7 protein-coding genes are annotated in these 13,625 nt (G+C 71.9%); 5 read left to right on the top strand and 2 right to left on the bottom strand.

The window, feature by feature from the left end; translation table 11 throughout:
• Positions 1-29: 29 nt before the first annotated feature.
• Positions 30-3,929, top strand: a complete 3,900-nt coding sequence (locus GXP74_RS35310; RefSeq protein WP_182455302.1) for a DNA-directed RNA polymerase subunit beta' — start codon at positions 30-32, stop codon at positions 3,927-3,929.
• Between the two features lie 99 nt (positions 3,930-4,028).
• On the opposite strand, the gene GXP74_RS35305 is transcribed toward GXP74_RS35310, so the two are convergent.
• Positions 4,029-6,464: a helicase-associated domain-containing protein gene (locus GXP74_RS35305; protein ID WP_182455301.1), complete on the bottom strand. Its 2,436-nt coding sequence runs from the start codon at positions 6,462-6,464 to the stop codon at positions 4,029-4,031.
• A gap of 79 nt (positions 6,465-6,543) precedes the next feature.
• On the bottom strand, positions 6,544-7,878 hold the full coding sequence (locus GXP74_RS35300) for a DUF2786 domain-containing protein (protein WP_225448735.1): 1,335 nt from the start codon (positions 7,876-7,878) through the stop codon (positions 6,544-6,546).
• Positions 7,879-8,268: 390 nt separating this feature from the next.
• Between GXP74_RS35300 and GXP74_RS35295 the strand changes: the two genes are divergently transcribed.
• From GXP74_RS35295 to fusA, 4 genes are all read left to right on the top strand, one after another.
• A complete protein-coding gene (locus GXP74_RS35295; RefSeq protein WP_182455299.1) occupies positions 8,269-9,723 on the top strand; it encodes a DUF2637 domain-containing protein in 1,455 nt (484 codons plus the stop codon).
• Positions 9,724-9,852: 129 nt separating this feature from the next.
• Positions 9,853-10,554, top strand: coding sequence for a DUF1707 and DUF4190 domain-containing protein (locus GXP74_RS35290; protein WP_370468577.1), 702 nt, complete (start codon positions 9,853-9,855; stop codon positions 10,552-10,554).
• Between the two features lie 325 nt (positions 10,555-10,879).
• A complete protein-coding gene (gene rpsG / locus GXP74_RS35285; protein ID WP_030251646.1) occupies positions 10,880-11,350 on the top strand; it encodes a 30S ribosomal protein S7 in 471 nt (156 codons plus the stop codon).
• Positions 11,351-11,389: 39 nt separating this feature from the next.
• Positions 11,390-13,495 (top strand): elongation factor G, encoded by a 2,106-nt coding sequence (gene fusA / locus GXP74_RS35280; RefSeq protein ID WP_182455298.1) that lies wholly within the window; start codon positions 11,390-11,392, stop codon positions 13,493-13,495.
• The last annotated feature ends 130 nt before the right edge of the window (positions 13,496-13,625 follow it).

The raw sequence follows: 13,625 nt of genomic DNA, 5'->3' as shown, positions 1-13,625 counted from the left end.
TTCGACCCCGAAGGTGGGATTGACGACCCGTGCTCGACGTCAACTTCTTCGATGAGCTGCGAATCGGCCTGGCGACCGCTGACGACATCCGTCAGTGGTCCCACGGCGAGGTTAAGAAGCCCGAGACCATCAACTACCGCACCCTCAAGCCCGAGAAGGACGGACTCTTCTGCGAGAAGATCTTCGGCCCCACCCGGGACTGGGAGTGCTACTGCGGCAAGTACAAGCGCGTCCGCTTCAAGGGCATCATCTGTGAGCGCTGCGGCGTCGAGGTCACTCGCGCCAAGGTGCGTCGTGAGCGGATGGGCCACATCGAGCTGGCCGCCCCCGTCACGCACATCTGGTACTTCAAGGGCGTGCCCTCGCGCCTGGGCTACCTCCTGGACCTTGCCCCCAAGGACCTTGAGAAGGTCATCTACTTCGCCGCCTACATGATCACTTGGGTGGACGACGAGCGCCGCACCCGTGACCTGTCCTCGCTGGAGGCCCAGGTCTCCGTCGAGCGCCAGCAGATCGAGCAGCGCCGCGACGCCGACCTGGAGACCCAGGCGAAGAAGCTTGAGAGCGACCTGGCCGAGCTGGAGGCCGAGGGCGCCAAGGCCGACGTGCGCCGCAAGGTGCGCGAGAGCGCCGAGCGCGGGATGAAGCAGCTCCGCGACCGGGCCCAGCGCGAGCTGGACCGCCTGGACGAGGTGTGGGCCCGCTTCAAGTCCCTCAAGGTCCAGGACCTGGAGGGCGACGAGCTGCTCTACCGCGAGCTGCGCGACCGCTTCGGCACGTACTTCTCCGGTTCGATGGGTGCCGCCGCGCTGCAGAAGCGGCTGGAGACCTTCGACCTGGAGGAGGAGGCCGAGAAGCTCCGCGAGATCATCAAGACCGGCAAGGGCCAGAAGAAGACCCGTGCGCTCAAGCGCCTCAAGGTCGTCTCCGCCTTCCTGCAGACCACCAACAAGCCCAACGGCATGGTGCTGGACTGCGTCCCGGTGATCCCGCCGGACCTCCGCCCGATGGTGCAGCTGGACGGTGGCCGTTTCGCGACCTCCGACCTGAACGACCTGTACCGCCGCGTGATCAACCGCAACAACCGGCTCAAGCGTCTCCTTGACCTCGGCGCGCCCGAGATCATCGTGAACAACGAGAAGCGGATGCTGCAGGAGGCCGTCGACGCGCTGTTCGACAACGGCCGCCGCGGCCGTCCGGTCACCGGCCCGGGCAACCGGCCGCTGAAGTCCCTGAGCGACATGCTCAAGGGCAAGCAGGGCCGCTTCCGGCAGAACCTGCTCGGTAAGCGAGTCGACTACTCGGCCCGTTCGGTCATCGTCGTCGGCCCGCAGCTCAAGCTGCACCAGTGCGGTCTGCCCAAGGCCATGGCGCTGGAGCTCTTCAAGCCGTTCGTGATGAAGCGCCTGGTGGACCTGAACCACGCGCAGAACATCAAGTCGGCCAAGCGCATGGTCGAGCGTGCCCGCCCGGTCGTGTGGGACGTCCTCGAAGAGGTCATCGCCGAGCACCCGGTGCTGCTGAACCGCGCGCCCACGCTGCACCGCCTCGGCATCCAGGCCTTCGAGCCGCAGCTGGTCGAGGGCAAGGCCATCCAGATCCACCCGCTCGTCTGCACCGCCTTCAACGCGGACTTCGACGGTGACCAGATGGCCGTGCACCTGCCGCTCTCGGCGGAGGCGCAGGCAGAGGCCCGCATCCTGATGCTGTCCTCCAACAACATCCTGAAGCCGGCCGACGGTCGCCCCGTCACCATGCCGACCCAGGACATGGTGCTGGGCCTGTTCTTCCTCACCTCCGAGCGCGACCCGGAGACCCTGCGCGGCGTCGGCCGTGCCTTCGGCTCCACCTCGGAGGCCGTGATGGCCTTCGACGCCAAGGACCTCGACCTCCAGGCCGAGATCGACCTGCGGCTGCCGCTGGGCACCGTCCCGCCGCGCGGCTGGGTCTCCCCGGTCGACGAGGAGGGCAAGCCCACCTGGCAGGAGGGCGAGCAGCTCCGCCTGCGGACGACCCTGGGCCGTGCGCTCTTCAACGAGCTGCTGCCCGAGGACTACCCGTTCGTCGAGGAGGAGATCAACAAGAAGGCGCTCTCCGCGATCGTCAACGACCTCGCCGAGCGCTACCCCAAGGTCGTCGTCGCGGCGACGCTGGACAACCTCAAGGCGGCCGGTTTCCACTGGGCCACCCGTTCCGGTGTCACCGTCTCCATCTCGGACGTCGTGGTCCCGCCGAACAAGCCCCAGATCCTTGAGGGCTACGAGGCGCAGGCCGAGAAGGTCCAGAAGCAGTACGAGCGCGGCCTGATCACCAAGGACGAGCGCCAGCAGGAGCTCGTCGGCATCTGGACCAAGGCGACCGCCGAGGTCGCCGAGGCGATGAACGCGAACTTCCCGAAGACCAACCCCATCTTCATGATGGTGGACTCCGGGGCCCGCGGAAACATGATGCAGATGCGTCAGATCGCCGGTATGCGTGGTCTGGTGTCCAACGCGAAGAACGAGACCATCGCGCGCCCCATCAAGGCGTCGTTCCGTGAGGGTCTGTCCGTGCTGGAGTACTTCATCTCCACCCACGGTGCCCGTAAGGGTCTCGCCGACACCGCCCTGCGTACCGCCGACTCCGGCTACCTCACCCGTCGTCTGGTCGACGTCTCCCAGGACGTCATCATTCGCGAGGAGGACTGCGGCACCGAGCGCGGCCTCAAGCTGCCGATCGGCACCGTGGGCGCGGACGGCGTGCTGCGCAAGTCGGACGACGTGGAGACCAGCGTCTACGCCCGGGCGCTCGCCGAGGACATCGTCATCGACGGGCAGGTGCTGGCCCCGGCCAACACCGACCTCGGCGACGTGCTGATCGACGATCTGATCCGGCGCGGCATCTCCGAGGTCAAGACCCGTTCGATCCTGACCTGTGAGTCCGCCGTCGGCACCTGCGCCATGTGCTACGGCCGCTCGCTGGCCACCGGCAAGCTGGTCGACATCGGTGAGGCGGTCGGCATCATCGCCGCCCAGTCCATCGGTGAGCCCGGCACCCAGCTGACGATGCGTACCTTCCACACCGGTGGTGTGGCCGGTGACGACATCACCCAGGGTCTGCCGCGTGTCGTCGAGCTGTTCGAGGCCCGCAACCCGCGTGGTGTGGCCCCGATCAGCGAGGCCGAGGGCCGGGTCCGGATCGAGGACACCGAGAAGACCCGCAAGCTCGTGGTCACCCCGGACGACGGCAGCGAGGAGATCGCCTACCCGGTCTCCAAGCGCATCAAGCTGCGGGTGTCCGAGGGCGAGCACGTCGAGGTCGGCCAGCAGCTCACCGCCGGCACGGTCAACCCGCACGACGTGCTGCGGATCCTGGGCCAGCGCCAGGTGCAGATCCACCTGGTCGCCGAGGTCCAGAAGGTCTACAACTCGCAGGGTGTGTCGATCCACGACAAGCACATCGAGATCATCATCCGGCAGATGCTGCGCCGGGTGACGATCATCGAGTCGGGCGACGCGGAGCTGCTGCCCGGCGAGCTGGTCGAGCGTGGCCGCTTCGAGACCGAGAACCGTCGGGTGGTGTCCGAGGGCGGCCAGCCCGCCTCCGGCCGTCCGCAGCTGATGGGTATCACCAAGGCCTCGCTGGCCACCGAGTCCTGGCTGTCGGCCGCCTCCTTCCAGGAGACGACCCGGGTGCTCACCGACGCGGCGATCCACGCCAAGTCGGACCCGCTGCTGGGCCTCAAGGAGAACGTCATCCTCGGTAAGCTCATCCCGGCCGGTACGGGTCTGCCCCGCTACCGCAACATCCGGGTCGAGCCGACCGAGGAGGCCAAGGCCGCGATGTACTCGGCCGTCGGCTACGACGACATCGACTACTCGCCGTTCGGCTCCGGCTCCGGCCAGGCCGTGCCGCTGGACGACTACGACTACGGCCCCTACACGGGCTGAAGCCGGTAGTCGGCGGCGACGCCGAGACCGATCGCAGGGCGGTCACCCCATCGGGGTGGCCGCCCTGCGGCGTTGTACGGTGGCGGCCGGAGGGGCGGCTCAGCCCTCGCCGAGCAGCCGGGCGGCCAGGGCGCGCGGGTCGGCGGGGGAGCGGCGGCGCTCCCCGCGCATCCGGTGGTAGGCCGGCATCCGCTCCTCGGCGCGCAGCTCGGGGGCGCGTTCGACCAGGGTCACGCCGGTCTCCGCCTCCAGTACCGGCGCGAACCCGGCGGCGCGCAACGCCTCCAGCGTGGCCGCCGGGGACGCGGTGCTGATCAGCACCGTCGGTGCGATCCGGCGCAGCTCCAGCCGGGCCAGCGCCCTGGTCCGGGACAGCTCCAGCACCAGCGACTCGTCGTCCGAGCGGACGCAGCAGGCCGAGCGGACCACCCGGATGTGCCCGTGGGTCCGGCCGGTGTCGCGGACCAGGTACTCCAGCGGCTGCGGCAGGCCGCCCTCGGCCACCTCGGACAGCCGCGCCAGCAGCTCCTGGGCGGAGCTCCCGGCGTCCAGCGCCCGCCGCACCGAGGCGGCGCCGAAGCGCCAGACCACGGCGTGGCCCTCGGACTCCCGGTCGGCGGCCGAGCCCAGCAGCTCCGCCAGCTCGGCGGACGGCGCCCCGGCGGCGATCGCGGTCAGGTCCGCCTGGAACCGGGCGGTGGTCCGCGGCGGCGGCAGCAGCTCGGCGAGCGCGGCCCGCAGCGTCGCCAGCGTCCCGGCGTCAGCGGCACCCGGGTCGTCGGCGGCCACGTCGTCGGCGCTCACGTCGGCGGCGTCCGCCTGGTCGGGACCGGGCACCGAGCCGGGCACGTAGGGGAAGGAGTCCGCCGCGTCGCCGTCCAGCAGCGCCAGCACCGCCTCGCCCAGCGCCGTCAGCCTGCCGTGCGCGACCGCGCCCAGCAGCTCGGCCTCCCGCAGCGTGGCCAGCACCCGCCCGGCGGTATCCGGGTCGGCGGCGTCCGGGTCACTGCCGACCAGCCCCGGACGCAGCCAGCCGACCAGCCCGACCAGCTCCCGCAGCGCGCGCCCGCCGAGCGCGGCGGCGGGGCCGAGGCCCGTGCCGGGCGGCAGCGTCGCCAGCGCCGCCAGCAGCTGCCGCCGCAGCGGGACCGCCTCCACGTCCTGCGGCGCGACCAGGGCCACCGGCGTCTCCTCCCGGTACTCCGGCCACCAGCTCAGCACCTCGGGGACGACCGCCCAGGCGCAGATCACCGGCACCAGCCGGTCGGCGGGGGAGCGGGTCTGCCAGTCGTCGTAGCGGGTGGTCGGCAGCAGCCGCACCGGCTCGGCGGGCGCGGCCGGACGCCGTCCGCGCCCCCGCCCGGCGGACCGCTCCGGCTCCGGCTCGCGGATCCCCAGCAGGTCGGCGTGGTAGCCCAGGTCGATCCAGAGCCGGGTCTGCTCCTCGGCCGCGCCGATCGCCTTGGCCAGCCGCCTGGTGTCGCGCACCGCGAGCCCGCCCACCTTGCGCACCGTCGGCGGCACGGCGGCGCAGGCGGCCAGCAGCAGCTCGACCCGACGGCTCGCGGTGGCCGCGGCGGCCTGCGCCTCGCGCGAGACGTCCGGCACCGGCTCCGCCCGCAGCCGGGGCGGCTCCGGGTCGAACGGGGCGTTGACCCGGCCGCCGGTGAGCGCGTCGACCACCTCGAACGGCAGCTCCGCCAGATCCGCCGCGACCGGGACCAGCAGACCGTGCGCGGCCAGCCAGTCCGTCCCCGGATCACCCGAACCGCCCGGACGCAGCTGGTACTTGGTGCCTGGGCCGTAGTGGTAGCCGCCGAGCGGCAGGAAGCAGTGCGTCCGCAGCAGCGGCGGGCCCGCCGCCAGCCGGGCCAGCAGCTCGGCGGCGGCCGGCGGGGCGGTGGCCAGCAGCGCGCGCAGCTGCTCGCCGTCGCCGAGCAGCTCGACGACGGCGGCCTGCGCCGTCGCCCGGTCGCGGTCGCCGGGCAGGTCCAGACCGGCGGCGATCCGGTGCACCTCGGGCGCGTTGAACGCGTCCGTCATCAGCTGCGCCACCGGACGCCCGAGCCCGAGGCCGTCGCTCAGGTGCCGGTGCACGAAGGCGGGCAGCGCCAGCTCGCCCCCGGCGGCCGGGAGCACCAGCAACCGCGCCCGCAGCGCCGCCAGTTCACGCTCGGCGGCGGCCCGCAGCGCGGCGTCGCCGCCGGACAGCAGCTCCAGCAGCCCGGCCTCGGGCAGTGTCCTGGCCGACGGCTCCAACGGCGTCCAGTACGGCCCCGGTGCCGGGGCGCCATGCGTCTGGGACGCCAACCACACTGCGGCGCTTAGGACTTGGAGCCCAGGCAGGCTCAACCGGGAGACCGCGTCGGCGACCGAGCGGTCCTCCAGCAGGTGCTCCGCCAGCTGCGCCAGGCTCCGCGGCTCGCTCCCGTTCCGGGCGGTGGCGGCGCCGACCCGGCGGGCGCGCAGCAACGCGGCCAGCTCCCCCGGACTGAGCTGGGCGAGTCGGTTCCGCAGGGCCGTCGAGCTCTTCACCGACCGACCGTACCGCGGCCCGGAGGACGGCGAGCGGCCGACGCCGCCGCGTCACCCGGGAGCGGGAGCGCGGCGGCCGTCAGTGCGGCAGGGCCTCGCTGTGGCCGTGCAGCCGGGCACGGTCGGCGGCGGCCCGGCCCTGGGTCCAGCCCTCGTAGTCGTTGGCCCGCACCGCCCGGCCCGCCCTCAGCGTCGGGAACATCCGGTCCGTCGTCTCCCGCACCGCCTCCTCCCGCGCCGCCAGCACCGGCAGCAGCGCCGGTTCACTGTCGGCCGGACCCCCGGACCGCTCCCCGGCCCGTTCGCCCGCCAGGGCCTCCTCGGTGGCCTGCGCGGTGGCCTCCGCCAGCCGCTCGCGGATCCGCGCGGCGTAGGCGACCAGGAACGACTGCCGGAAGGACTTGGTCCGCGCGCCGCCGTCCGCCGCCGGTCCGCCGCCGCGCGCGGCCGGACCGCGCCCGGCGGTCACCCGCTCCTCCGACCCGCCGCGCCCGGCCGCCCGCCGGGCCCCGGCGCCGTTCATCGCGCTGGTCGCCTGCACCAGCAGCGAGGTGTACAGCAGCTCCACCGCCTCCAGATCGGCCGGGAAGCCGACCACGGTGCAGAAGCCCAGATCCTTCGACCACACCGAACGGGCCCGGTTGGCGTCCGCCACCGCGTCCAGCAGCACCGCCTTCGGTGCCTCGTACGGGTTGTCGATCCCGATCCGGCACGCCCCCGGATCGCTGCCGCCGCCGGACCCGGCCGCCAGCAGCGCCTCGTCGATGCTGTGCTGCGCCATCAGCTGCTGGGCCTTGGCGGTCAGCGCCTCGGCCTCCTCCGGGAAGTCGGTGGACTCGGCCTTGGCCAGCAGCGCCCGGATCCGCCCGAGCATCCGCGGCTCGCCGCCGCCGCTCGGCAGCCGCCCGGACAGCCCCCGGTCCCCGGCCGCGCCCGGCGGCGGAGCCAGCAGCGTGATCGGCGGCAGCCTGCCGATCAGCCGGAACAGCTCCAGCAGCAGCGTCGCCACCGCGAACCGGTCCGCCCGCTCCCGGGCGGCGACGCCGGGCAGGAAGCCGTCGTCCTCGCCCCACCAGGGGGACGCCTCCAGCTCGCGCAACTGCCCCGCCCAGCGCGGATCCAGGGCGGCGGCGGCATAGCCCCGGGCCTCGGCCGCGATCAGGTCCACCGCCAACCGCTGATGACGCGGCGTCAGCTCCCGGCGGACCGCCCGGGCCAGGTCGGCCGGCTGCCAGCCCGCCCGCCACAGCCGGGCCAGCAGCGCGCCGGTCACCACCAGCACCGTCCGCCCGGTCCGCGCCCAGCGGGCGGCGGGCTCCGACAGCGCGCTGGCGCCCTGGTCCAGCACCAGGTCGTAGGCGTCCTCCGGCGCGTACAGCACCGCGCCCAGCGCCGACTCCACCAGCTCCCGCAGCGAGGGCTCGGCCCCGGCCCCGTCCGGCGCGTCGGCCCGGGGAGGCGTCTGCGGGCGCTGCCGCTCGCGTTGGCTCCGCTTCCCGGCGCGGCGCTGCTCCTGGTCGTGCTTGCCCATGGCTGTCCTCCCTCTCCTCGCGTGTCCCCCACCAGTGTCCCTGAGCACCAGTGTCCTGGAGATCACCCTGGGTGAGAGCATGGCACCAGGGTGTGACAACCGGTCCGGACCACCCGCCCGGCCGGGGCCCGGGTCGCCCCGGGCGGCCCACCTGCGGTCGCCCGAAGTCCCGCGCTCCCGGGGGCGATCCGGCCTTGCCGTATGGCAAGCTGTGCCACGCCCGCGCGGTAGCCCCTCGCGGTGACCGTCCGTACCCGGGGAACGAAGGCTTCGATGGCAGTCCCTGAGATAACCCGCGCGCACCGCGTCCTGATCGGCGGTGTGGCGACCGGCGCCCTGATCATCGCCGGGATCGGCTTCACCGGCTCCTACGCGGCGGTGCGCACCCTGGCCCTGCACAAGGGCTTCGGCGACTTCTCCTATGTCTTCCCGGTCGGCGTGGACGTCGGCATCGCCGTGCTGCTGGCCCTGGACCTGGTGCTGACCTGGCTGCGGATCCCGTTCCCGCTGCTGCGGCAGACCGCCTGGCTGCTCACCGCCGGGACCATCGTCTTCAACGCGGCCTCCTCCTGGGGCGACCCGCTGGCGATGTCGATGCACGCGATCATCCCGGTGCTGTTCGTGGTCGTGGTCGAGGCCGCCCGGCACGCCGTCGGCCGGATGGCCGACATCACCGCCGACAAGCACATGGAGTCGGTCCGGCTGATGCGCTGGCTGCTGTCGCCGGTGCCGACCTTCCGGCTGTGGCGGCGGATGAAGCTGTGGGAGATGCGCTCCTACGACGAGGTGGTGCGGATGGAGCAGAACCGGCTGGTGTACCGCACCCACCTGCGCGCCCAGTTCGGCCGCAACTGGCGGCGGCAGGCGCCGATCGAGACGCTGCTGCCGCTCAAGCTCGCCAAGTACGGCGTCCCGCTGGACCTGGAGGTCATCCGCGCGGTGACCAGGCCGGTCCGCCCCGCGGCGGTGACCGCCGCGGTCACCACGGCGGGGGAGTTGCCGACGGAGCAGGCGGTTCCCACCGCCGCCCAGGCCCAGCCGCGGCCCGCCGCCGTCCAGCCCGCCGCAGTCCAGCCCACCGCCGTTCAGCCCACGCAGCCGGTGCCGCCCGCCCAGCAACAGCCGGTGCGGCCCCAGCCCCAGCCGGTGCAGCCCCAGCCGGTGCAGCAGCCGGTGCCGGTGCCGGTGCTGCCGCTGACCGGGCCCAAGCCCGATCCGCGTCCGGTCGCCGTCGACCTGCTCTCCAAGCTGGCGCAACGGCACCGCCGCCCGCTGCACGACCCCGACGGCCTCGAACCGGCCGTGGCCGCCGAGGAGTTCGCCGGTCCGGTGGAGAACCCCACCCGCGGCGTCGGCTGGCTGCCCCGCGGCGAACCCAGCCGGGTCGAGCCGGAGGAGGCGGGGCCGGAGGCCTGGTTCGCCGCCAAGGTGGTCCCGGAGGCCGCGGCGGCCGCCGCGGAGGAGCCGGACGCGGAGCCCGCGCCGACCGACGCGCCCGCCGACGCCACCGCCGAAGCCACCGCCGAGGCCACCGTCGACCAGTACTTCGAGGGGCTGTGCGCGTTCATCGACGCCTACAGCTACCAGCCGGACGAGCAGAAGCTGGCCGAGTACCTGTTCAGCGAGCACGGGATCACCGGCCGGGGCGGCGACCGGCCGGTGAGCGTGGCGACGCTGCGCCGCCACTGGCCGGAGCTCCAGCAGCGCTTCGCCGAGCGCTACGAGTAGCCGCCGGGGGGCGACCGGTCCCCGCCAGTACGCCCGGAACCGTGCGCGTCGCGCGTTCGTCTTGCACTATGGAAGGCAACGCGCTGTCGTGCTCCGGCGGCTCGTACTTCGGGGAGGTCGCTGTTGTCCGTGCACCCTGGGCGCCCCGCCTGGCCGCCGTCCCCCGGCGCCGCCGGCGCCAGCCCCTTCGCGCCGCCGCTCGCCGGACCGCAGGCCGGTCCGGGGCAGGCCCCCGACATCAGCGGGATGCGGGCCGCGCACGCCGACCGGGAGCGGACCGTCGACGTGCTCAAGGCCGCGTTCGCCGAGGGGCGGTTGACCGCCGACGAGTACAGCGAGCGCGTCGAACGGGTGTACAAGGCTCAGACGTACGGCGAACTCTCGGGCATCGTCCAGGACCTGCCGAGCGGTCCGATGCCACTGCCCTACCTGACCCCCTCCGCCTACCTCCCGGCCGCCTTCGCGCCGCAGCCGTACCCGCCGGTCGACCCGTACCCGTACCCGCGCGGCTACGGCCAGCCGTACCCGGGGATGTACCCGGGGCCCTACGCCGCGCCGCCGTTCGGCCCGCCGGCGCGGCGCACCAACGGCCTCGCGGTGGCCGCGCTGGTGCTCGGGATCACCGAGTTCTGGACCCTCGGACTGACCGCCGTACCCGCTCTGATCTGCGGTCACTCCGCCCGCGCGCAGATCCGGCGGCAGGGTGGCGAGGGGTCGGGGATGGCCACCGCCGGGATCGTCCTGGGGTGGCTGGCGGTGGGGCTGTGGGGGCTGGTGATCATGCTCGCGGTGCTGGCCGGGAGCAGTTCCGGCGCGAGTCCCGGCGGCTGAGCGGGCGGCTTGGCGGTATCCTGACAGGCCCCGCCGAGCCGGGCTCCGGTATGTGTTTTGACCCGCGCCGATGCGCCAAGTAGGCTCTGACCTTGTGCCTGGGGTGTCCCCGGGTCTCTTGTGCGTGCGTGCGTATTCGCCGCGGCATTTTGGGAACCGCGCTGCTCACACCGCTCCTCCGCAAGGAGTCGAGGGGTTGGGAAGCAGGCCGACACACCCGACCGCGTGGGTCGGATGTCGGCGAGACACAGCCAGGGTAGATTCACCAGCGATGGCGCCGAGGATCGAAGGTCTGGCCTGCGGCGCCGAATAAGGAGATGTAAGAATGCCTCGCAAGGGCCCCGCACCGAAGCGCCCGGTCATCATCGACCCGGTCTACGGCTCCCCTGTGGTGACGTCGCTCGTCAACAAGATCCTGCTGCACGGCAAGCGCTCCACCGCCGAGCGCATCGTGTACGGCGCCCTCGAAGGCGTCCGCGAGAAGACCGGCGCCGACCCGGTGGTCGCGCTCAAGCGCGCCCTGGAGAACGTCAAGCCGACCCTTGAGGTCAAGTCCCGCCGTGTCGGTGGCGCGACGTACCAGGTCCCGGTCGAGGTCAAGCCCGGCCGTGCCAACACCCTGGCGCTGCGCTGGCTCGTCGGCTACTCCCGCGCGCGTCGCGAGAAGACCATGACCGAGCGCCTGCTGAACGAGATCCTGGACGCGAGCAACGGTCTGGGTGCCTCGGTGAAGCGTCGCGAGGACACGCACAAGATGGCCGAGTCCAACAAGGCCTTCGCCCACTACCGCTGGTAGTTCGAACCCCGTCAGAACCAGAAAGAGAGAGAAGCCACCATGGCTGCAACCTCCCTTGACCTCGCCAGGGTCCGCAACATCGGGATCATGGCGCACATCGACGCGGGCAAGACCACCACCACCGAGCGGATCCTGTTCTACACCGGTGTCTCGTACAAGATCGGTGAGGTCCACGATGGCGCTGCCACCATGGACTGGATGGAGCAGGAGCAGGAGCGCGGCATCACGATCACGTCGGCCGCGACGACCTGTCACTGGTCGGTGGACGGCGAAGACAACACCATCAACATCATCGACACCCCGGGCCACGTCGACTTCACCATTGAGGTGGAGCGTTCGCTGCGCGTCCTGGACGGTGCCGTCACGGTGTTCGACGGTGTCGCCGGTGTCGAGCCCCAGTCGGAGACGGTGTGGCGTCAGGCTGACCGCTACAACGTCCCGCGTATCTGCTTCGTCAACAAGCTGGACCGGACCGGCGCGGAGTTCTTCCGCTGCGTCGACTCGATCATTGACCGCCTGGGCGCCGTCCCGCTGGTCATGCAGCTGCCCGTGGGTGCCGAGGCCAGCTTCGCCGGTGTCATCGACCTGGTGAAGATGAAGGCCCTGCTCTGGTCGGCCGAGGCCGCCAAGGGCGAGATGTACGACACCGTCGACATCCCGGACACGCACACCGAGATCGCCGAAGAGTGGCGTGCCAAGCTCATCGAGACCGCCGCCGAGGGCGACGACGAGCTGATGGAGATGTTCCTGGAGGGCGAGGAGCCCACCGAGGAGCAGCTGATCGCGGGCATTCGCCGCGGCACCATCGCCGGCAACTTCACCCCGGTCTTCTGTGGCACCGCGTTCAAGAACAAGGGTGTTCAGCCCCTGCTCGACGCGGTCGTGAAGTTCCTCCCCTCCCCGATCGACGTCGAGGGCGTCACCGGCCACAAGCCGGGCGACGAGTCGGTGGAGATCTTCCGCAAGGCCTCGGACGAGGAGCCGCTGTCGGCGCTCGCGTTCAAGATCATGTCCGACCCGCACCTGGGCAAGCTCACCTTCGTCCGGGTCTACTCCGGGCGCCTTGAGGCCGGCAGCGCCGTCCTCAACTCGGTGAAGGGCCGCAAGGAGCGCATCGGCAAGATCTACCGGATGCACGCCAACAAGCGTGAGGAGATCGACTCGGTGGGCGCCGGCGACATCGTCGCCGTCATGGGTCTGAAGCAGACCACCACCGGCGAGACCCTGAGCGACGAGAAGCAGCCGGTCATCCTGGAGTCCATGGACTTCCCGGCCCCGGTCATCCGCGTCGCGATCGAGCCGAAGTCGAAGGGCGACCAGGAGCGTCTGGGCGTCGCGATCCAACGGCTGGCCGAGGAGGACCCGTCCTTCCAGGTCAACACCGACGAGGAGACCGGCCAGACCATCATCGCGGGTATGGGCGAGCTGCACCTTGAGGTGCTGGTCGACCGTATGAAGCGGGAGTTCCGGGTCGAGGCCAACGTCGGCAAGCCGCAGGTCGCCTACCGCGAGACCATTCGCGCGGCGGTCGAGCGGATCGACTACACGCACAAGAAGCAGACCGGTGGCTCCGGCCAGTTCGCGAAGATCCAGATCGCGATCGAGCCGATCGAGTCCGGCGAGGGCTACGAGTTCGTCAACAAGGTCACCGGTGGCCGTGTGCCGAAGGAGTACATCCCCTCGGTGGACGCCGGTGCCCAGGAGGCCATGGAGTTCGGCGTGCTCGCCGGCTACCCGCTCCAGGGCGTCCGGGTGATCCTGCTCGACGGTGCCTCGCACGACGTCGACTCCTCGGAGCTGGCGTTCAAGATCGCCGGTTCGATGGCCTTCAAGGAGGGCGCCCGTCGGGCGAAGCCCGTGATCCTTGAGCCGATGATGGCCGTCGAGGTCACCACGCCCGAGGACTACATGGGCGACGTGATCGGCGACATCAACTCGCGCCGTGGCCAGATCCAGGCCATGGACGAGCGCAGCGGCGCCCGCGTCGTCAAGGCTCTCGTCCCGCTGTCGGAGATGTTCGGCTACGTCGGCGACCTGCGCAGCAAGACGTCCGGCCGTGCCAGCTACTCCATGCAGTTCGACTCGTACGCCGAGGTTCCCCGGAACGTGGCGGAAGAGATCATCGCTAAGGCCAAGGGCGAGTAGTTCCGGGTCGGTCGGGGCTCCACCGGAGCCCCGACATACCGGGAGCTTTCACCCTTTAGGCTGTAGGAGGCGGTCCGGGGTCAGCCGCAAGGCGGACCCCGGGCTCCTCCGGCCCCCACCCCCCGGGCCG

This window comes from Streptacidiphilus sp. P02-A3a (assembly GCF_014084105.1).
Lineage (GTDB): Bacteria > Actinomycetota > Actinomycetes > Streptomycetales > Streptomycetaceae > Streptacidiphilus.
The sequence above is the reverse complement of the archived record's forward strand: the minus strand, read 5'-3'. Positions and strand labels throughout refer to the sequence as shown.

Bases quoted from the DNA above. Each gene is read 5' to 3' on its own strand.
- GXP74_RS35295 (WP_182455299.1), top strand. From the start codon at position 8,269: ATGGCAGTCCCTGAGATAACCCGCGCGCACCGCGTCCTGATCGGCGGT.
- rpsG (WP_030251646.1), top strand. From the start codon at position 10,880: ATGCCTCGCAAGGGCCCCGCACCGAAGCGCCCGGTCATCATCGACCCG.
- fusA (WP_182455298.1), top strand. From the start codon at position 11,390: ATGGCTGCAACCTCCCTTGACCTCGCCAGGGTCCGCAACATCGGGATC.